Origin of the sequence: Streptomyces sp. NPDC048424, assembly GCF_040651555.1 — a bacterium.
Classification (GTDB): Bacteria; Actinomycetota; Actinomycetes; order Streptomycetales; family Streptomycetaceae; genus Streptomyces.
This window is the reverse complement of the sequence record NZ_JBEZKE010000005.1, coordinates 38,332-60,290: the sequence shown is the minus strand read 5'-3', so window position 1 is coordinate 60,290 and position 21,959 is coordinate 38,332. Positions and strand designations below refer to the sequence as shown.

9 protein-coding genes are annotated in these 21,959 nt (G+C 74.2%); 6 read left to right on the top strand and 3 right to left on the bottom strand.

Annotation, left to right across the window (positions count from 1 at the left end; translation table 11 throughout):
- Positions 1-25: 25 nt before the first annotated feature.
- From AB0D29_RS08965 to AB0D29_RS08955, 3 genes are all read right to left on the bottom strand, one after another.
- Positions 26-1,084: a VWA domain-containing protein gene (locus AB0D29_RS08965; RefSeq protein WP_362852864.1), complete on the bottom strand. Its 1,059-nt coding sequence runs from the start codon at positions 1,082-1,084 to the stop codon at positions 26-28.
- 89 nt (positions 1,085-1,173) lie between these two features.
- Positions 1,174-2,082, bottom strand: coding sequence for an SDR family oxidoreductase (locus tag AB0D29_RS08960; protein WP_362852863.1), 909 nt, complete (start codon positions 2,080-2,082; stop codon positions 1,174-1,176).
- A complete protein-coding gene (locus AB0D29_RS08955; RefSeq protein WP_362852862.1) occupies positions 2,079-2,696 on the bottom strand; it encodes a helix-turn-helix domain-containing protein in 618 nt (205 codons plus the stop codon). Before AB0D29_RS08955 ends, AB0D29_RS08960 begins: the two co-directional genes overlap by 4 nt.
- Positions 2,697-2,892: 196 nt before the next feature.
- Between AB0D29_RS08955 and AB0D29_RS08950 the strand changes: the two genes are divergently transcribed.
- Genes AB0D29_RS08950 through AB0D29_RS08925 form a run of 6 tightly spaced genes read left to right on the top strand, consistent with a single transcriptional unit; the run spans position 2,893 to position 21,897 of the window.
- Positions 2,893-5,550, top strand: coding sequence for a S8 family serine peptidase (locus AB0D29_RS08950; protein ID WP_362852861.1), 2,658 nt, complete (start codon positions 2,893-2,895; stop codon positions 5,548-5,550).
- A 1-nt stretch (position 5,551) separates the two neighbouring features.
- The gene (locus AB0D29_RS08945) at positions 5,552-10,210 is read left to right on the top strand and encodes a kelch repeat-containing protein (RefSeq protein WP_362852860.1); all 4,659 of its coding nucleotides are present in this window, start codon (positions 5,552-5,554) and stop codon (positions 10,208-10,210) included.
- A gap of 28 nt (positions 10,211-10,238) precedes the next feature.
- Entirely contained in the window at positions 10,239-11,444 is a 1,206-nt protein-coding gene (locus tag AB0D29_RS08940) for a kelch repeat-containing protein (RefSeq protein ID WP_362852859.1), read from the top strand.
- On the top strand, positions 11,441-14,788 hold the full coding sequence (locus AB0D29_RS08935) for a hypothetical protein (protein ID WP_362852858.1): 3,348 nt from the start codon (positions 11,441-11,443) through the stop codon (positions 14,786-14,788). The genes AB0D29_RS08940 and AB0D29_RS08935 overlap by 4 nt, the downstream gene beginning before the upstream one ends.
- Positions 14,781-20,075 (top strand): hypothetical protein, encoded by a 5,295-nt coding sequence (locus AB0D29_RS08930; RefSeq protein ID WP_362852857.1) that lies wholly within the window; start codon positions 14,781-14,783, stop codon positions 20,073-20,075. Before AB0D29_RS08935 ends, AB0D29_RS08930 begins: the two co-directional genes overlap by 8 nt.
- Positions 20,068-21,897 carry a hypothetical protein gene (locus AB0D29_RS08925; protein ID WP_362852856.1) on the top strand — a complete coding sequence of 610 codons (1,830 nt, stop codon included), beginning with the start codon at positions 20,068-20,070 and terminating at the stop codon, positions 21,895-21,897. The genes AB0D29_RS08930 and AB0D29_RS08925 overlap by 8 nt, the downstream gene beginning before the upstream one ends.
- Positions 21,898-21,959: the final 62 nt, after the last annotated feature.

Here is a 21,959-nt window from a genome sequence, read left to right as displayed (position 1 = left end):
TTCTCGTCTTCCTTTCGGATTCCATTCAGAGCATGATGAGCAGACGGGTCTTCGGCTTGAGCTTCCTGTTCACCGAACGGCTCTGCACATAGACCTCCAACTTGGGATTGCGGCCCGCCTTCACCGAGACCGTTCCCTGGATTCCCGTGCCGAAGAGAAGGCTGCGGGCGGCGTCGCCCGTATAGGCGCGGTCCGTGTCCTTCTCGACGACGATGACTTCCTTGTCGGGCTGGACCTGGACCCGGGTGCCCAGCTGGTAGTAGCAGGATCCGCGTTCGTACGTCACGCCCGGGTGCGAGTCGACGAAGGACCGGATCTCGACCTCCGTGTCGACCTTCAGGAGGCGGTACTTGTCGGCCGGGACCGGTTCGAGGTTCGCCCGTACGTCGTCGACCGAGATGTCCTGGCCGACCGCGAAGAGGTTCTTCGTGCCGCGCACGCCCTGCTCGCGGCCTCGGAGGAAGCTGGTGGCGGCGGCGCGTACCGTGCCGATCGCCTCCTCGACGCCCTCCCGGGAATCCGCGTCCCAGATGGCGATGTTGCCGGCCGGGAAGCCGTAGTTCTGCGCGGTGCGCTTCGCCAGGGAGTTCGGGACCAGGATCGCGGAGGTCCAGTGGCCCGGGAGGGCGCCCATCTTCGCCGCGATCCTGTCGAGCCAGGGGCCGAGGATGGTCATGTCGCCGTCGTGCCGCCGGTCGCCGCCGGAGGCGTTCTCCTCGCCGTCCGTCACCACGATCTGGAGGAAGCTGTGCTCGCCGTACTCCTCCCAGATGTGTCCCAGGTCGTCCAGGGACTTCAGGGAGGCTTCGATGAGGGCCGTGGCGCCGTTGTTGACCTTGTACAGGCCCCGCATGGACGGAAGGTGCTTCACGTCCATGTCCCAGACCAGATTCTCCACCCTGTGGTCGAAGGAATAGAGGCTGATCCGGGTCTCGTGACCGAGGCTGTCCGATTCGGCCTTCAGGCCCGCCACGAACTCGTCCACGACACGAATGAGTTGGCTCTGGTGCTGGTGCATGGAACCCGAACTGTCCACTACCAGCGCGACGTGGTTCACCTTGTGCTGGATTTTGTTGGCGGACATGTCTGCGCTCCTTTTCGAGGCTCCCGAGTGATGAATCCACACTATGGGGAGGCACTGACAACGGAGCTTGACGGAACATCACCCGGCGGTCAGAGCGGGTCGCCCAAGGGTCCGTACTCCTCTTCCAGGTTCCTGGCCCAGTGGGCGGCGAAGTCCGGTTGAGTGCCGTCGGCGTCGGTGAACCCGTACTCCTCGTACAGGCCCCACGTGGCGAGGGCGCGTCCGGTCTTGGCCATGATCCCGGGGTCGGCGGCCAGCGCGGCGACCGCCCGGCCGAGGTAGGCGGGGGTCTCCGAGTGGGCGAAGTTCGGGTCCTGGGCGGCGCCGTCGCGCCAGTTGGCCTCGGTGACGCCGAAGTGGTCCAGCAGGGCCTCCGAGCGCAGGAAGCCGGGTGTGATGGCGACGGCCGCGACGCCGTGCGGCCTCAGCTCGGCCGCCTGCGCGACGGCGAGGCGGATCACCGCGGACTTCGCCAGGTCGTAGAAGAACGTGCCGCGGTAGCGGGCGGTGTTGCCGTCGGTGACCTCCACGACCAGGCCGCTCTTGCGGGCGACCATGAGGGGGAGCGCGAACCGGCTGGTGATGACGTGGGTCTCCACCGCCTGACGCAGCAGCCGGAGCCCGGTGTCCAGGTCCTGCTCCCACAGGGGGTGTTCCCAGTCGGTCAGCGGGTCGCCGCCCCAGACGGAGTTGACGAGGACGTCGAGCCGCCCGTCCTGCTCCGCGGCGATCCTGTCGACGAGGGCCTTCACCTCGTCGGGACGGCTGTGGTCGGTGCGGGCGGGGATGCCCAGGCCGCCCGCGGCGGTCACCTTCTCGGCGGTCTGCTCGATGGTCTCCGGGCGGTCCAGGTCGGAGCGGCCGCCGGCGCCGCTGCGGCCCGTGACGTACACCGTCGCGCCGGCGGCACCGAGCTCGACGGCGATGCCCCGTCCGCCGCCCCGGGTGCCGCCTGCGACGAGGGCCACCTTCCCTGCCAGCGGGTGAGTGTCGGTCATCGTGATTCCTCCAGGTCCTGGCCGTGCCGGGGCGGGATGTGCGGGAGCAGTACGGTGTCGAGCTCCTGCCGGAGCCGCTGTGCGAGGGTGCCGCGGCGGTCGAGCGCCCAGGTCAGGCCCGCCCCGGCGGTGATCGCCTGCACGGTGCGGGCCAGCGCCGCGACATCCGTTCCGGCGCGCAGCTCACCGGCGTCCGCCGCCTCCGCCAGCAGTGCCTCGACCGCCCGCCCCTGGGCCTGGTGCACGGCCAGGGCGTGCTCGTAGAGCTGCGGGTCGGCGAGGTCCATGCAGAGGAACGCCAGATGATGGGCGAAGGTCTCCGGTGTGTCCATCCCGGCCACCGATTCCGCCGTGAGCGCCGCCAGGGCTTCCAGCGCCGAATCGTGCGCCCGACGCACCCGGCCGACCCGTTCGCCGGCGTCCTTCGCGGACTGGTCGGCGAGGGCCAGGAGCAGGCCGCGCTTCGATCCGAAGCGCTGTACGAGGGTGCCGGGCACCAGCCCGACCTCGCGCGCCACGGCGGCCAGCGTGAGCCCGGCCGGCCCGACCCGGCCCATGACCTGGGCCGCGGCGCGCAGGATCACCGCGTCCTCGACCCCTCGGGGACGTCCCACCAGCGCCACTCCCTCGTTAATAAATGCTCGTTCATTTATTAAAGCGCGTGATCCGCACGGCCGCAAGCGCCAAACCTCCGCGAGGGCGACTTCGCCCGAAGGGGTGGACTATCCGCGTATCGAAACGATTTTCCATTTACCGCCCCATTGGTGAGCTTCTAGCCTTTTTGAGGACAGGCCGAGGGGGGTGGTACCGATGGAGAGCAAGCTGGACGCGGCGCTCGTCGCGGACGTGCGCGCGCTCAAGGCGTGGGCGCGGCGGATGACTTCGGCGCGGGACGCTCCTCCCCCGCCCGACACGGCCAAGGTGTCCGTCCGGCTGTCCGGCGACCGCGCCGCGGTCGAGGCGGCCGGCTTCGTCACCCAGATCGACGCGGGGGAGATCCTCGTCGGCACCGTGGCCCTCCTCGACCTGGAGCGGATCGCCGCGCTGGACGCGGTGGTGTCGGTCCAGAGCAACCGTCGCGGGGAGCCGCCGGACGCCGTGGCCGCGACGGGGGAGGACCCCGGGCGCAGGGCCCGGGCCCAGACCCCTCCCCCGTCGCCGCCCCCGGCCCAGGCCCCGACCCAGGCCCCGCCCCAGGAAGCAGGGGGGCGAGCCGAGCCGCTGGACTCCGAGGTCACCGGGCGTGGCGTACTGCTCGGGATGATCGACTCCGGCATCGACATCCACCACTCCTCGTTCTACGAGGACGGCCGGACCCTGATCACCCAGCTCGTCGACGTCACACTGCGGCAGTCGATCTCGGCCTCGCCCCACCTGACCGCTGGCAGGGCGCACTTCCGCTGGGATCCGCCTCCCACCCTGTTCTGCCCCGCGCCGCGGCAGGTCTCCGCCGAGCTGCCGTTCCCCGTCACCGCGCAGGCCCTCCAGAACGCCTGGGCGGGGGTCACCCCCGAGATCCAGGCCGGGGACGTCAGGGTGGAGGGCGGACCGTTCCCCGCCCACCCGCTCGTGATCACCTTCGGCGGCAAGTACAACAGCGACACGCTCGACAGCCGCATCCTCCCCGATGTCGTCTGCTCCCCCTCCCCCGCCGTGCCGGGGCCGGCCCAGTTCGTCGTGGACCGCGTGCCCCTCTTCTACGAGCCGGCGGAGATCGACGCGGCCCTGCAGAACCCGGCCGAGATCGACTTCGCCTTCCGCGACGCCGCGGGCCACGGCACCGCCACCGCCTCCGTCGCCGCGGGCGCGCCCCGTTCCGTCCCCAAGTGCTGGCAGAACGAGCCGTACTACAGGGGCGGGGTGGCCCCCGGCGCCGGCCTCGTCATGGCCCGCACCGCGCACGGGGACGACAGCAAAATCCTGGCGGTCGCCCACCTGATGGAGCTGGCGGCCCAGCGCGGCGAACCACTCGTGATCAACATCAACTACATCGACCACACCGGCCCCCACGACGGCACCAGCCACCTGGAGACGTACCTCTCGGGCGCCATCGCCGACGAATCGGTCCGCGCCGTCGTCATCGGCGCCGGCAACGAGGGGGCCGCCGACCCCGAACCGCCCAGCGCCACCGTGCTGTCCCCGCCCGGGGGCCTGCCCACGCGCGGCTGGCACACCAGCGGCACCGTCCCGGCGAACGGTCCGGCGACACGCGGCATCTTCGTCGCGTACCGCGACACGAGGTCGGACGGATTCGAGATCTGGTACTCGGGCGCGGCCCGGCTCACCTTCGACCTGACGGCGCCGTTCATCGCGAACAGCGAGTCCCTGCCCTCCCCCGTGTCTCCCCCGGGAGAGCTGACGGCCACCGTGGCCCACCATCCGGTCACGGTCTCCTCGGTGCTGGGCGTCCCGCCCCACGGCAAGAACCGCATCGCCTTCAGCATCGACCCCGTGCCCGCCGCCAACATGATCACCATGGGCGTGTGGACGATCAGCCTGCGGGAAACGTCCGGGAACGCCGCCGACTTCGACATCTGGGTCGACAGTCCGGGCGAGCACCGGCTCAGCCGGTTCCGCTTCACCGAACGGGACCGCACCCGCACCGTGGGCTCACCCGCCGGCTCCCGGCTGGCCATCACCGTGGGGAACTACGACAACGAGGACCGGGAGCTGGCCCGCTCGTCGAGCCGCGGCCCGCTGTGCGATCCCGACCGCACCCCCAAGCCCGAGGTGTGCGCCCCGGGGATCGGGGTGTGGGTGGCCCGGGCCAGGAAGCGGGATCCGTACGGCTACACGCCGCGCAACGGGACGAGTTACTCCGCCCCGTACGTCGCGGGGGTGGTCGCACTGATGATCGAGGCCAATCCGCAGTTGGCGCACGACGAGATCAAGAAGCGCCTGATGGCGTCCTGCGATCCGCCGTTCTCCCCCCATTCGCCCATCCCGCCCGAGGACCTCGCCGGCTGGGGCGCGGGCCGGGTGAATCCGACGAGGGCCGTCGACAAGGCCAGGGGGCAGGCCTTCGCCGACGCCGGTCCGGTCGTGCTGCCGCCCGCCGCCTACCCGGCCTGGCCCTCCCACCTCCGCGCGCGGGCCGCCGAGCTGCGCCGCCGCGCCGAGACCAGTCCCGCGGGCCGGAACCTCGCCGCCCTGGCCACCCGGCACGCCGCGGAGGTGCGCCACCTCGTGGACACCGAGCGACGGGTCACCGCGGCCTGGCACCGGATGCACGGGCCCGCCCTGCTGCGCTGGCTGCTGGCCGACGTGCACCGCGAGGTCCCCCTCCCGCAGACGCTCGGCGGCAAGCCCCTGGCCGCGGGCATCGGGCGGCTGCTCGACGAGCTCGTCCTGGCCGGAAGTCCCGCGCTGCGGGCGGACCTGACCTCCGTCCGCGCGCTGCTGCTCGCCCTGCCGGGCGTACCGCTGGCGGACCTCGCGACGTACGACGACCACGGGCAGGGGAGCTGACATGGCCGCGGGGACCCTGGAACTGCTCGCCCGGGAACTCGCCCGGGCCCTCCAGCCGCTGGAGGTGCGGCTCGCCGCGGAGAACCGCGACCGGTTCCTGCTGGAACTGGGCTTCTGGGTGCCCGGCGGCCTCGGCCCCGCCGCCGGGGCCCTGGGCTCCGTCGCCGTCCAGGCGGGCGCACTGGCCTCCGCCGTCGCCGATCTCACCGCGGCCGTCGACGGCGGGAAGCCGGCCCGGATCGTCGAGTCGGGCGTGCGGCTGCTGGGTGTACTGAGCCAGGTGCTCGACGCGATCACGGCCGTCGGCCCGGCCCTCGACGCCGCGGTCACCGGATCGGGCGGCCTGACCGACGCGCAGCGGGCCCGGCTGCGCGCCGAGGCCGCGGAGCTGCCGCAGCGGCTGCTCGCCTCCACCCTGATCTCCTACGTCGAGGGCATGAGCCTGGAGGCGGCCGCGCTGCTGGGCTTGGCCGGGATCTTCGACACCACCGGCGGCGGTGTCGATCCGGCCGACCCGAGCGTGGTGGCGGTGCCGCGCCGGACCCTGCGCCTGGACCGGCTGCTGTCGCTGCTCACCTCGCCGGCCGGATACCTGGCGGAGGTCTTCGACTTCGGCCGGCCCGAGTTCGACGGCGCGAAGCTGCTGCGGCGCCTCGGCGCGTACCTCGCGGACCACGGGCACCCCTTCACGTACCACGCGCCCGAGGGCGGACCGGAGGCACTCGACGCCTACGCGTTCCGCTTCGGCGTGGACCCGACCGTCTCCCCGCCGCACCTGCTCGTACGGGTACGGGTGGGCGCGGACCAGGACGTCACCCGGACCGTCTCCCTCGGCAAGTCGGGAAAGCTGGTGCTGGGCGCCGCGTCCCGGTTCGACGGCGGGCTGGAGGGCCGGATCGCCCCGCCGCTCGGCATCGAACTGCGTCCCGGCGCGGGCGCGCTGCACCTGGAGGCCTCCGCACGCCTGGAGGCCGTACGGGCCGACGGCAAGCCGATGCTGCTGATCGGTCAGACGGGCGGCTCACGGCTGGAGATCGGACGGTTCGCGCTCGGCATCGGGCTGCTGGCCGACGCGGCGGCGGGCGGCGCCCTGACCGTGGAACCGGCCGCCCTGCTGGATCTCGCCGACGGGCACGTGCTCATCGACCTGTCCGCCGGGGACGGGTTCATCGGCACCCTCACCGGCGGCGGGCGGATCGAGTCCCGGATCGACCTGCGGGCCCTGTGGTCGCCCTCGGCCGGGCTGCGGTTCGAGGGCGGCGGCGGGCTGGAGGTCTCGCTGCCCGCGCACCTCTCGCTCGGGCCGGTCGAGATCACCGCGCTGTACCTGCGGGCCGCCCTCGCGGGCGACGGCGCCGTCCCCTTGGAGATCTCCGGCAGCTTCAAGGCGGCGCTGGGCCCGGTCCAGGCCTCGGTGGAGCGGGTCGGTCTGCTCGCCGAGCTGCGGGTGAAGGACGGCGGCTCGCTCGGACCGGTCGACATCCGGTTCGGCTTCAAGCCGCCCACGGGCGTGGGCCTCCAGCTGGACGCCGGGCTGATCTCCGGCGGCGGGTACCTGTCCGTGGACGGCGAGCGGGGCGAGTACGCGGGGGCGCTCAGTCTGGAGTTCGCGGGATTCCTCGCCCTGCAGGCGGTCGGGCTGATCAGCACCCGGATGCCCGGTGACGCCCGGGGCTTCTCCCTGCTGATCGTGATCACCACGGAGTTCGGGGGCGGCGGGATCCAGCTGGGGTACGGGTTCACCCTGCTGGCCGTGGGCGGTCTGATCGGGCTGAACCGCGGGATGGACCTGGACGCGCTGGGCAACGGCCTGCGCTCGGGCTCCATCGAGTCGGTGATGTTCCCGAAGGACGTCGTCGCGAACGCGCCCCGGATCCTGAGCGATCTGCGTGCCTTCTTCCCGCCGGAGGACGGCACGTTCCTCGTCGGGCCCATGGCGAAGATCGGCTGGGGCACCCCGGCCCTGATCCGGATCTCCCTCGGGATCGTCGTCGAGATCCCGCCCGGCAACGTCGCCGTCCTCGGCGTGCTGAGCTGTGTGCTGCCCACCGAGGAACTGGCCCTGCTGGTCATCCAGGTGCAGTTCGTCGGGGCGTTGCAGGTGGACAGGTCCCGTCTCTGGTTCACCGCGCGGCTCTTCGAGTCCCGGATCCTGACGATCACCATCGACGGCGGGATGGGCCTGGTCGTCACATGGGGGGACGACCCCGATTTCGTCCTGACCGTCGGCGGGTTCCACCCCTCGTTCCGGCCGCCGCCCCTGCCGTTCCCGGTGCCGGACCGGATCTCGGTGGACATCCTCAACCAGCCCGGCCGCCTGCTGCGGGTCTCCGGCTACTTCGCCGTGACCAGCAACACGGTCCAGTTCGGCGCCAGGGCCGAACTGCGGCTCGGCTTCGAGGACTTCGGGATCGAGGGCGGACTGAGCTTCGACGCGCTGTTCCGCTTCTCCCCCTTCGCCTTCGTCATCGAGATCTCCGCCCACGTCTCCCTCAAGGCCTTCGGCGTCGGGCTGTTCGGCATCGACCTGGACTTCAGGCTGGAGGGGGTGTCCCCCTGGCGGGCCCGCGGCCGCGGCTCGATCTCCCTGCTGTTCTTCGAGATCTCCGCGGACTTCGACATCGAGTGGGGGGAGTCGCACCACACGACGCTGCCGCCCGTCGAGGTGCTGGCCCTGCTGGAGAGCGAGGTCCGCAAGACCGAGGGCTGGACTACGCGGCTGCCGGACGGCGGCTCCCGCGCCCTGGTCACCCTCCGGGAGCTGCCCGGCTCCGAGGGGCTGGTCCTGCACCCGCTCGGCAGCCTCTTCGTGCAGCAGCGGGCGCTCCCGCTGGACGTCCGGATCGACCGGGTGGGCACCCAACGCCCCAGCGACGGACAGCGGTTCACGGTCGAGCCGGTTTGGGACAGCGGCCTGGTAACGGTTTCGGCCACGGGCGACAAGTTCGCGATGGCCCAGTTCCAGGACATGGACGACGCGGCGAAGCTGTCCCGGCCGGCGTACGAGGACCAGGACGCGGGTCTCGAACTGGCGGCGGCCGAAGGGGTGCTCGCCGCGCCCCGGATCGTGCGGCGCAGCGCCCGGTACGAGCAGATCGTCATCGACGAGAAGGCACGGCGGGCCACCGGACCCGTCCCGCCGGGCCCGGCCGTCGGCGGCTCCGCGGCCGGCCGGGCCTCCACGGCCCCACCGCCCGCGGGCAAACGCCTCGTCAGCGTCAGCCCGGCCGTGTTCGGCCGGCTGCTGAAGGGCAACAGCACCAGCCGCTCCCCGCTCTCCCGCACCGATGCGCAGCGCCGGCGGCCGTACGCGGAGCAGGACACCGTGCGGGCCGGCGGGCAACGGTACGTGGTGGCGCACACCCGCAACAACGTGCAGGCCTTCCCGCCGGACGGATCCGGCTCCCCGCCGGCTCCGGCCGCGGGCTTCCGCAGTCCGGCGACGGCGGCCGACGCCCTGGCCCGGTGGGTCGGAGCGGACCCCGGACTGGCCGGGAAACTGCACGTCATCCCGGTGTCGGACGCACAGGGCAGCCCGCGGCAGCCGGGGACGTGGACGGCGGCGGCCACGCCCGCGCCCGCCGCGGTCCGCGGGGCGGAGGCCGTGCTCCTGGCCGGGGGCACGGTGCTGATCACGGGTGGCCGTGACGGCTCGGGCGCGCCGGTGGCCGTGACGGGGCTGTTCGATCCGGTGAACACCGTCTGGTCGGCCGCGCGGCCGCTTGCCGCCGCCCGCGGCGGGCACTCGGCCTCCCGGCTGGGCGACGGCCGGGTGCTGGTGGTGGGCGGGGCGGGAGCCGACGGTACCGCGCTCGCCTCGGCGGAGCTCCACGATCCGCTCGCCGGTACCTGGCGGGCCACGAACAAGCCCCCGCTGTCCGGGCGGTACGGGCACGCGGCCCTCGTGCTCCCCCCGGGCGGGCTGCTCCCCCAGGGCGGGCTGCTCGTCACGGGCGGTACGGGGGACGGGCGTTCACTGGCCTCGGCCGAGGTGTACGACCCCGCCCGGGACGAGTGGCGGGCGGCGGCCCCGATGGGGCAGGCCCGGTCCGGGCACCGGATCGTGCCCCTGCCCGGGGGCGGGGTGCTGGTCGTCGGCGGGGCGCTGGCCACCGGCGGCGGGGCCGTCCCGCTGGCCTGGTGCGAGCGGTACGACCCGGCAGGGAACGCGTGGACACCGGCCGCGAGCCTGCACACCCCGCGCGCCGGGCACCAGGCGACGGTCCTCGCGGACGGCCGGGTGCTGGTCACGGGCGGCGACCCCACGCTGCTGCCCGAGGGCGGTGCGGTGAGCGGGCACAGTCTGGCCCGCGCCGAGTTGTACGACCCGGTCCACGACGTGTGGACGCGGGTGGCGGACATGCCGGCCGGGCGCAGCGGGCACCGGGCGTTCCTGCTGCGGACCGGCGAGGTCCTCGTCGCGGGCGGCACGGACGGCCCGGCGTTCGCCTCGGCGTTTCGCGGTGCGCTGCGCTTCGACCCGGAGTCGGGCCGGTGGGCCGCCACCGGTTCCCCGGCCGAGGGCCGGGCGGACTTCGCCGCGGCCGTGCTGGCCGACGGCCGGGTGCTGGCGGCCGGCGGCCTGGTGGCGGCGGGCCCTGCGGCCCCCGGCCCGGATCCGGGTGTGACCACCGCCGGCACCGAACTGTTCACCCCGTGACCCGGGCGACTACGGAGGAACCGAAGCCATGACCAGTACCACCCTGGCCGCCGCCACCGGGCAGTGGACTCCGCAGGGCGAGCTGCCCGAGGCGGCCTGCTGGTACGGGCAGTACGACACCGCCCTCCAGCTGCGGAACGAGAAGAAACAGGTGCTGGTCGTGGCCGGGGCCGACGGGAGGTCCGCCGGGCTCGCCAAGGCCTGGCTGTACACCCCGGGTACGGGTGCGTCGGCCCCGGGTGCGTGGAGCACCGCCGGCGAGCTGCCGGGGGCGCCGCGACGGCTGCACGCGGCGACCCTGCTGGCCGACGGCGACGTCCTCGTCACCGGGGGCACGAGCGGGCCGGGGCTCTCCCCCGCGCTCACGGCCGCCGCCGTCTTCCACGCGAAGACCGGCACGTGGACGGAGACCACCGGCATGAACGAGGGCCGGTGGGGGCACGCCGCGGTCCTGACGGCCGATGACAAGGTGCTGGTCAGTGGGGGTTTCGCGGTCCGGTCCCGGGATTCGGCGAGGGCGCTGGCCTCCGCCGAGATCTACGATCCGGTGAAGCGGACCTGGACCCCGGTCAAGCCGATGAACGACGCCCGCGGCGGGCACACGGCCGTGTGCTTCAAGGACGGCCGGGTGCTGGTGTGCGGGGGCTCCGCGCCGATCGCTCCGGGCCACGAGGCGGCCCTGGCCTTCTGCGAGCTCTACACCCCGGCCACCGCCGCCGGCGCCACCGGGAGCTGGTCGGCCACCGGGAACCTGACGGCACCGCGCAGCCGCCACCAGGCCCTGCGGCTGTCCGACACCACGGCGCTCGTGATCGGGGGCGCCACCCCGGGCGTACCGGGTGACGGCACGTACGACCCGTACGCCGGACTGGGCGCCGAGCTGTACGACCTCGGGACGCAGAAGTGGACGGCGGGCGTGCCCCGGCCGGGCGGCCGCGGCCACCACCGGGCGGTGCCCCTGGGCCCGGGGAAGGTGCTGGTGATCGGCGGCACGGGCGCGGTGCGCGACGCGGCCGGCTACCAGAGCGTCCTCCTCTACGACACGGCGCACGATTCCTGGACGCCCGCGGCGGGCCTGACGGCCGGCCGGTGGGCCTTCGCGGCGGTCGCTCTCTCCTCCACGGAGGCGCTGGTGGCCGGCGGGACCGTACGGTCCGGGCTGGCGGCAGCGGACGTGGAGAGCGACGACCTGACCCGCAGCACCGAGCTCTTCCGCATCGGAGACGGCCCGTGACCTCGCACCCCGACTCCAGCTCGTACTCCTTCCTGCCGTGGTTGCGGACCGGGCTCGGTACGAAGATCACCCAGGCTCCCCCGGCCGGTTCCGGGTCCCGCCCGCGCATCCCGGTGGCCCTGCGGCTGGCCGGGGAGCACCCGGACCGTCCGGTGCTGGAGCGGATCGTGACGCAGTCGGTGCAGCTGTACGGCCCGGGGGACGTCGTGGGGCTGGACCCCCGTGCCATCTCCCGTACCGAGCCGCTGCCTTCGGTCACCAACGTGGAGCCGAACTTCCTCGTCCACGTCGAGTTCTACGACGAGGAGCTGCTCTGGCGGTACAGCCCGGCCGCCCCGGACGCGGCGGGCCGGCTGCTGCCCTGGCTCGCGCTGATCGTGCTCGCCGGACCGGCGGACCCCCGGGACACCGAGGGCGGTGAGTTCCGTGAAGGGGGGCCTTCCGAGGGCCCGTTGCCGTACGTCCTCGTCAGGGATCCGGGGAAGCTGCCGCCCGCGGAGCAGCTCGGCGCCTGGGCGCACGTCCAGGTCAACGGGGACCTCGCGGGGACCGGGAGCGTGCTCACCGACGAGATGCGGGGGCCGTTGGAGGCACTCGCGAACCTGCTGCGGACCAGCCCGGACGACGCCTGCTCGCGGCTGGTCTGCCCGCGCCGGCTGAGTCCGCTGACCGGCTACCACGCCTTCCTGGTCCCGGCCTTCGAGTCGGGCCGGCGGGCGGGACTGGGACTCGACCAGGCCGGGGTGGAGGCGACCGACCTGAGCTGGGGGCCCGGCCGCGACGACGGCCGGATGCCCTACTACCACCGCTGGTCCTTCAGCACCGGCACGGCCGGCGACTTCGAGTACCTCGTGCGGCTACTGGTCCCGGCGGAGGCCGGTCCGCACGTCGCCCGCCGGGACGTCGACGTGCACGAGAGGCCCGGTCCGACGCTGCCCCGCATCGACACCCCGGCCGCCATCGGCGGGGTGCTGAAGCTCGGCGGGGCGCTCCAGACCGTCCGTCCCAGGGACGTATGGGACAACTGGGACAGCCGTTTCACCGAGGCCGAGGGGTACCCGGCGCCGACCGGCAGCTATCCCCATCCCTTCCAGAAGGCGCTGGCCGAGCTGGTCAACCTGGCCGACGACTACCTCGTACGGCCCCCGGCCGAGGCGCACGCCGCGCTGACCGCCACCGGGGGTACGGCCGCCGCGGTACTGGCGGACAGCGCGGACCCGATGATCACCCCGCCGCTGTACGGGCGTTGGCCCGCGCTCACCTCCCGGCTGCTGACCGGCGAGAACGGCGCGCCCGTCGCGCACGACCGCAACTGGGTGCACCGGCTCAACCTCGATCCGCGCTTCCGGATCGCCGCGAACTTCGGCACGCAGATCGTCCAGGCCCGGCAGGAGGAGTTCATGGCCGCCGCGTGGGCTCAGGTCGGCGACGTGGTGGAGGTCAACCACCGGATCAGGGCGGCGCAGCTGGCCTGCGAGGTCGGGCTGCGGCTCCAGGACAAGCACCTCGGGCCGCCGCCCGCACCACCGGCGCCGCCCGGTGCGGCGGCCGCGGCGCCGCGGGCCCTGCGGGCGGTGGCCCGCCCGGTCGGCCGCTCCCTCGCACTGACGGCGCCCGCCCACGGCCGGGTGACCGTACCGGTGACCCGGGCCGCCGGGTCGGCGGGCCTGGCCGGCGGGGCGGGTCTGACGGAGCAGGTGGCCGCCGGCTTCAAGGTGGCCACGAGCCGGATCGCGGCCGCTCCCGTCTCCGCGGAGATGCGCCGGATCACCCGGCCCGGTTCGCGGCTGATGCAGACGCTGAGGTTCCCGCGGCAGCAGCCCGCTGAGGCGCTGCTCCCGCGGATGGACGAGGAGCCGGAGCTGGTCACGGCGGCGCCCGCCAAGACCACCCCGCCCGCCGTCGTGACGCCCACCCGGGTGGACCGCGAGATCCGGCCGGTCCCCCTGCCCGATCCGGTGAAGTCCCTGCCGGTCGGCGAGCACTTCGTGCTCCGGCGTCCCGGGGAGAGCACTTCCCCGCCGGTGCGCGCCGCGGCCGCCGGACAAGCGGACGGCGGACAAGCGGACGGCGGACAAGCGGACGGCGGACAAGCGGACGGCGGACAGCCGGAGGCCGGACAAGCGGTCGACAGCGAACAGGCGCGGCGCTTCAAACTGGCACTGACCGATCTCTACGAAGGCTGGGCCGCGGCCTCCGCCGCCTCGCGCACCACCGTGCCCGACCCGCTGGACGTGGAGGGCACCGCCCGGGGGGTGCTGGGCGGGCTGGACGCCACCGAGACGGTGCCCCGGGCCATGCTCAGCGCGGTCCGGCTGGACGCCGCGCACCTGGCGCCGTTCGCCGAACGGTTCCTGGAGGTGATGGCGTACCCGAAGATCGACCTGCCCATGTACGAGGCGCTGCGCGGCCTTTCGGTGGACTCCTTCGTGCCCAACCTCGGCCTGGTCCCGCCGAACACGGTCACGCTCCTCGACACCGACCAGGAGTTCATCGAGGCGTTCATGGTCGGCCTCAACCACGAGCTGTCGCGCGAGCTGCTGTGGCGGGAGTTCCCCTGCGACCAGCGGGGCACCCCCTTCCGGCAGTTCTGGGATCCGCGCCCGGCCGCCTCCCTGCAGGGCGAGGACGAGGCCGCCCGGCGCGAGCGGCTGTACGACATCCCACCGGTCCACCAGTGGGCGCCGGACAGTGCGCTCGGCGCCCACGACCACCGGCAGCCGGAGCCCGGCAAGCCGCGCGACGAACTCGTCCTGCTGATCCGCGGCGAGCTGCTCAAGAAGTACCCGAACACGGCGGTCTACGCGCACCGCGCCCGCTGGAACCCGAGCAACGAGCATCCCGATCCGACGCTGGAACGCCAACCCGTGACCCTGCGCGACCCGGACCGGCCCGGCCCGGACGAGATCCTGCTGCCGATCTACGAGGCCCGGGCCGAGCCCGACATCCACCTGCTCGGCTTCGACCTGACGGCGGCGGAGGCCCGGGGGGACGCGAAGGACCCCGGCTGGTTCTTCGTCCTCCAGGAGCGCCCGGGCGACCCCCGGTTCGGCGCGGACGACGGGGCCCCGGTCGACGTGGAGGTCTGGAACGACCTCACCTGGGGCGATGTGGATCCGGGCGGCCGCCGCGGCTTCGTCGGGCTCGACGGTTCCACCACCGAGGTGGAGCTCCTGGACGTGTCCAGCACGGTGGAGGACGCCGAGAAGGTGGCCCAGCACGGTGAGGACACCGCGCTGGGCCGGTGGCACGGCGGGCTCGACTCCGCCGAGGTCGCGTACATGCTGTTCCAGGCACCGGTCCTGATGGCCGTGCACGCACAGGAGATGCTGCCCCGTGGCTGACCTCACCCGCGCCCACCCGGTCCTGCTCGGACCCGTCCGGCTGGAGACCCGGTTCACGGCGACCGAGCTGCTGGTGCGGATCTTCCCGGACGAGTGGTCGGTGGACGCCTTCGAACCGCGCCCGACCCGCGCCGAGCTGAGTGCGCTGGGCGCCTACTGGACCGCCGTGTGGCGCTCGGCGGGCGACCCGGGCGGGGAGCGGGCCGCCTGGGAGGAGCTGACGGGGCGGGTGCAGCAGGGCCGGGCGGCGTACCTGCTGCGTTCGTACCTCCCGGACAACCCGGCCGACCGGCCCTCCGGGCTGCCGGCCGGCACGGCCGTCCTGGTGATCACCGGCCCCGCGCCCGTGCCCGCCGAGGACCGGCAGCCCACCGTCGCGTACTGGAGCGCCGTCTGGCAGGCGCACGGCGACCGCGGGCGGCTGCGCGCCGCCGACATCGCGCTGCTCGCGGCGGTCGGGCCGCGCCGGGCCGCCACCATCCGGGCCCGTACGCCCGCCGGGGTGGAGGCCGCGCCGGTCACCTCCGGCGACTTCGTGGCGGTGGCCTTCCTCGTGCTGTCGCAGCCGCCCGACTCCGAGATCGCCCCGAGTTCGTGGACGCGGGCGGCGAAGGCCACCCTGCTGCCCGACCGGTTCCGGGTGTTCGGCTACCGCGACGGCCGGCTGGTCTGCGAGGCCACCGGGGAGCCCGTGGCGGGCCCGCTCGCCGTGAGCCCGGACCCGAGCACTCCGTCCGACGAGCAGCTGCGGGTGAACGAGGGGACCGGCGCCTTGCGGATGCCGGCGGACCTGATGTGGATGACCGATTTCGACACGGCGGTGGCCGTGGGGATGGGCGTGCGGATCCCGCTGGACGACACGATCCGCGCCGGACTGCACCGGCTGGTCGTGCTCGGGCTGCGCGAAGGGGCCACGGCCGGGGAGTCGGCGGCCGCGCTGGCCGAGCTGATCACCCACCAGGTACAGAGCCCGGGCGGCTTCGCCCTGCTGCCGCAGGGCACCCCGACGAACAACACCGAGCAGGCCCCCGCCGGCCAGGACCCCCGCCAGGAGGCCGAGGCCGCGCGCCGGGCGGCGTACGGTGTCGCGGCCGCGGCGGCGCCCGGCGACTGGACGGCGAAGACCGACGGCCGGTGGTTCGCCGAGCTCCTGGGCATCGACCCCGCGGCCCTGACCGCGGTACCGAACGGCGACCGGACCGATCTGCGCGACGCGCGCGCCGCGAACACCTCGCTGTGGCCCGCCACGTGGGGCAACCACCTGCGCACCTCGCTCCATCCGATGCTGTCCGAGGAGACGGTCGCGCAGACCCGGGAGTTCTTCCTCCGGTACGTCAGCGGCCGGGGCCCGCTGCCCGTGGTGAAGATCGGCCGCCAGCCCTACGGAATCGTGGTCACGACCGCCTTCGACCAGCTGGCCTGGCCCTCCCCGGCCGCCCGGGCGGCCCACCGCACCGGCCTGCACCGGCTGCTCACCGAGGCCGCGGCGGACTGGGACGCGGCCACCGCGAAGGTCGCCCGGCTGGGCACGGACAGCGGCGACGCGCACCGGCAGCTGCTGGACATCCTCGCCCTGCACCCCTCCTCCGCCGAGTTCCACCAACGGTACGCGCAGAGCGTCGACGACCTCTTCAACCGGGAGAACCTCGACGGCCGGGGCCACCTGGTGGTGTCCGCGCTGGAGCGGCTGCGGATGGCGGAGCCGGTCAGGGAGCTCCTCGCCCGGTTCGGCGCCCCCGCCGGCGACACGGACCTGCTCGGCCGGCTGTTCGTGGACGGCCAGAATCCGCTGCTCGGTCCGTTGATCGACGACGGGCCGCTGTCCGAGACGCAGCCGGTCCGCCCCTCGACCACGGCGCCCGCGCGGAACTACCTCCAGTGGCTCGCGGAACACGCCGGACGGGATCTGGAGACGGTCCGGCAGGAGACGGGTTTCGCCGACGACGCCCGCCCCGCGGCCCTGCTGTACCTGATGCTGCGGCACGCCGTCCTGCTGGGCTGGGTGGAGACGGGCCGCCGGCTCGCCCGTGCGAAGGGGCTGCCGGTTCCCTCGCCCGCCGACCCGCCCTTCGTGCACGTCGCGGACGACCCGGAACACCCGGAGGTGCTGCTGCCCAGCGAGAGCCGCTACCGCCAGCTGTACGCGAAGGCCCCGGACATCACGGGGAACGAGGAGCCGCTGCACCGCTTCGTCCCGGGGGCCCTGCGCGCCGCGGACCCGGCCACCACCGAACTCGCCGAGCAGGTGGAGGCGCTCGGTCTGCTCGCCGCCCTGCCCACCGCCCGGCTGGAGCGCGTCTTCACCGAGCACCTGGACTGCGCGGGCCACCGGCTGGACGCCTGGCGGCTGGGCCTCGCCACCGAGAAGCTCGCGGAGCTGAGGTACGGGCCCGACGGCACCGGGGCGCCCCGCCCGGGGCTGCACCTGGGGGCGTACGGCTGGCTGGAGGACGTCGTTCCGCGCAAGGAGCGGCCGGCCGAGGTGGCGGTGCCGGAGCAGCTGCGGGGGGTCTTCGGGGCGCAGGCACTGCCGCACGACCCGCGCAACGGCGGCTGGATCCACGCGCCGTCCCCGGCCCAGGCCAGGACGGCCGCCGTGCTGCGCGCCGGGTACCTCGCGAACGGCGGCCGGGAGGAGACCGGTGCCTTCGCCGTCAACCTGAGCTCCGGCCGGGTCCGGGTCGCGCTGTCCCTGCTGGACGGGCTCCGCCAGGGCCAGTCGCTCGGCGCGATGCTCGGCAGGCGCTTCGAGCGCGGCCTGCACGAGGGGCACCCCGGGGTGGAGCTCGACCGGTTCATCCAGCCGCTGCGCGGGGCCTTCCCGCTGCGGGCGGGGAGGCTCTCGGCCCAGGGCGCACCGCCGGACGAGGTCCGGCTGATCGAGGCCGGCAATGTGGTGGACGGTCTGGAACTGGTCCGGCGGGCGACCCGTTCGGGCCTGACGAGCTATCCGTACGGGGCCGTGGGGCTGCCCGAGGACGTCGGGCGGACCGAGCGGGAGGCCATGGACGCGGAGCTGGCGCACCTCCTCGACGTCCACGACGCGCTGGCCGACCTCGCCGTGGCCGAGAGCACCCACCAGACGCTGCTGGGCAACACCGAACGCGCCGCGGCGACCCTGGACGCCTACGCGAAGGAGGGCTTCCCGCCCGAGCCGGACGTGGTCAGGACACCGCGCAGCGGCACCACGCTCACCCATCGGCTGGCCCTCCAGTTCACTCCGGGGCTCGGCCCCGACCACGGCGCCGGGGCGGCGGGCCGCAGCAGTCCGCGGGCCCGCGCGGAACCGGCGGTCGACGACTGGCTGGCCGGGCTGCTGCCCGACGCGGAGGACGTGGCGGCCCTGGTGACCTGGGTGGATCCGGTGACGAGCGAGCCGCGCAGCCGCGTGGTGACCCAGGCGGACCTGGGGCTCCAGTCCATCGAGCTGCTGTGGGCGGTCCGGCCGGCCGGCGAGGCGGCGATGAGCGATCTCGACGACCGGATCACCGGTGCGGTCTTCGGCTCGGCGCCGCCGCGGCCGGACGCGCTGCCCGTCATCCACTACACGCGGCGGGTCCCGGGGAAGACCGGTTTCTTCGAGCTGTCGCCGCTGATCGGCGCGCTGCGCTCGCTGCTGACCACCTCGCGTCCCCTGCGGTCCACCGATCTGGTGCCCGGCGCCGGGGTGAACCCGGTCGACCGCGCGGCAGACGAGGCCGTGTCCCTGCCCCGGGAGCGTCCCGCCAAGGTCCTCGAATCCCTCGCGGGTCTGCGGGAGGAGACGAAGGCGTTCCTGGCGGACCTGGAGCCGCTCTACCCTCCGCCGCCCGATCCCCTCCGGGCCGTGCGGGCCGCCCGGCCCGCGGGGTCCGCCCGTACGGAGATCCTGCGCGGGATCGACACGTTCCTCGTCGGCTACGCCGAACTCGCGGCCGGCGCCGGCCGGTTCGGGCTGGCCCGCAGCGGCTGGGCCGAGCTCACCGGATGGCGGCGCGGTGAGTTCGCCGCGGTGCTGGCGGCGGTCGCGGAGGCCGCGGCCCGCATGGAGCGCTCCCTGGCGGACGCCGACGTACTCCTCGACCGGTACGACGAGCTCCCGGCGTCCGCCCCGGAGGAGGAGCGGTTCGACCTGCTGCAACAGGCCGAGCGGCTGATCGCCACGGAGCTGACCAGCCCGCGCCCGGAGCGCCCGGCCCTGCTGCGCGCCCTCCTCCTCTCCCGTCGCCGGGAGTTCGCCGCCCGGCTGAAGGATCTGCTGGCGGTCGCGCGGACCACGCGGACCACGCTGTCCGGGCTGCTCGCCGAGGTGTCCGCGCTGCTGCCGATCACCGCGTTCGATCCGACCGGGCTGGACCTGACCCCGTACGAGGACCGCGTGGTGGCGTACGGGCGCGAGCTGCTCACCCGCGGCCAGGCCCTGCTCGAGGAGATCGAGCTGCGCATCGGCACGGCCGGGGAGGCCCTCGGCGTGTACGACGCGGCGGTCACCGGGCCCGACCGGGTGCGGGCCGGGACCGACGCGTTGAAGGCGCTGCTCGGTGAGGACGTCCTGAGCGTCCCGGAGTTCACCCCGCCGGACCGGCTCGCCCGGGACTGGCGGGCCGCGCTGCGCGGCAGCGAGGAGCTGATCGCCCATCTGCGCACCGATCCGCCCGCGCCGCGCAGCTTCCCCGTCGAGGACTGGCTGCACGGCATCGCCCGGGTCCGCGAGAAGCCGCGGCTGTGGGAGAAGGCGGTGGTCCTCGCCGACGCCCTGCTCGGCTACGGCGGGCTGCTCGTCACCCGGGAGGAGCCCCGGCTGACCCCGGTGCAGCTGCCGCACCGGGACGGCGAGCACTGGCTGGCCATGGACTTCCCGAAGGACCCGGACCGGCGCATGAGCCTCACCGAGGACAAGGTGCTCTTCACGGCGCACTACGCGGGCCCGGCGGCCGAGCCGCTGCCGGGCGTCCCCGAGGTGTGCGGCCTGCTGCTCGACGAGTGGACCGAGGTCATCCCCGCCGAACGGGAGACCACCGGGATCGCCGTCCACTACGACCGGCCGGACTCGGAGCCGCCGCAGGCGATGCTGCTGGTCGCACCGCCCGCGCCGGGCGGCGACTGGACCACGGACGACCTGCTCGCGGCGGTCTTCGACACCTTCGGGCTGGCCAGGGCCCGGGCCGTGGAACCCGTCCACCTGGAGGGCACGGCGTACGCCCAGCTGCTGCCGGCCACGGTCATGTCCGCGACCCGGAAACCGATCACCGTCAGCACCGATCTCGCGATCGGCAATCTGCGCCGGAAGGCGGCCGCCCATGACTGAACCGGCCCGCATCGAGTTCCCGCTAGCGCTCGACCAGCGCCTCGAACCCACCGTCGGGCTGTGGAACCGGCTGGAGGGGCGGCCGCGCACCGCCGATTTCGGCAGGGCGCTGCGGGCGGAGGTCCGCGACCCGCTGTGGATGCTCACCCGGCAGTGGCAGCTCGGCGAGTTCCGTGGCTCGGACGCGGGCTCTCCGGTGACCGCCACCTACTCGGTGACCGGGGCGCCGCCCACCCGGTTCCGCCCGCCGGCCGGACCGGTGGAGCCGCTCGCCGCGGACCGGCCGCTGGAGTCCGTGGCGCAGCGCCGTCCGCTGCAGTTCCGGTTCGGCGCGGATCCGGTCTCCTTCGACCTGCGGCTGGCCCTGGGACACCGCTGGCTGAAACTGATCCGCGACCTGACGACCTCGTCGGTGGAGGACTTCCGCGGGCAGTACGTCGCGAGGTACCCGATCGCCCTGCCCGATCCGGAGGAGCCCCGGGACACCCCGCGGGTGGCGCATCCCGAGGTGTGGGCCACCCTGCAGGCGGTCGCCGGACGGCACATGGACGGGTACCTCCTCTACCGCCACCTCAAGTACGAGAACGGCCTCGCCTCCGACGGCATCGTGAACGTGCTGCACATCCACTACGAGGACCTGAACCGGCGGGGCCGGGAGCTGGTCGCCTGGTTCGACGCCCTGATCGACCAGCCCGCGGGGACGCCCGCCTGGGAACCCGGCCGGCTCGAACACCGCTTCTCCGTGGCCGCGGGGACCGATGACGGGGAGCAGGTCCTCACGGCTCCGGAGTACCCGGGCGGCGAACTGGAGTGGCACGCCTTCTCGGTGGACCGGCGCGGGCCGCTGGGCGGGACCGCGCCGGCCCCCGAGGCGCTGCACCGGACGGTCTTCCCCGCACCGGTCCGGTTCTCCGGGATGCCGCTGCCACGCTGGTGGGCGGTGGAGGACGGGAAGACCAACTTCGCGGCGGTGCGGCCGGACAGCACCGATCTGGCCCGGCTGGTCTTCCTGGAGTTCGCGCTCGTCTACAGCAACGACTGGTACCAGCTGCCGTGCGATCTGCCGGCCGGGACGCTGGCCCAGGTGCGCGGGCTGAGCGTGACGGACGTCTTCGGCGAGCAGCTGTGGATCGCCCCCGCCGGTGCGGGCACCGCCGGGGAGTGGAAGCGCTGGTCGATGTTCACCCTGGACTGCGTGGGCGGGGAGCAGACCGCCGCGCAGACCGCCCTGCTCCTGCCACCGGGCGCGTCGAGGATCGCCGACGGTCCGGTGCTGGAGGAGGTGCTGCTCGTACGTGACGAACAGGCCAACCTGGTCTGGGGGCTGGAGCAGACGGCGCGCACGGCGACCGGCGAGCCGCGCCGGGGCAGTGAGCTCTCCGCCGAGAGCCTCGCGCACCGGCTGCGCCTCGACCCGCCGCCCGGGCGGACCGGCCCGCTCGCCCCGGTCGCGTACGAGGCGATGAACTCCGTGCCCGAGCACTGGATTCCGTTCGTCGCGGTCCACGCGGACGAGGGCAACCGGTCCGTGCGGCTGCAGCGCGCCGCGATGCCGCATCCGGTCGGCGGCCACGCGGTACAGCCCCGGACGGAGCTGCTGCGGCCGGGACTCGACCTTGCGCCCCCGGCCCGGCCCCTGGCCTACTACGTGAACGAGGAGGAAGTCCCGCAGTCCGGCTCGCGGTTGACGGTGTCGTTCAACCGCACCCGGGGCCGGGACGGCCAGGTGGTCGTCTGGCTCGGCGCACGCCGCGGCGCGGGCCGCGGGGAGGCCTCCAGCGGTCTGGCCTTCGACCACCTCGTGGACACGTCCCCCCGCTGATGCGGGGCCGCGGCCCGCCGGTGCGCGGGCCGCGGCAAGATAGCAGCCTTTCGCGGGACCGC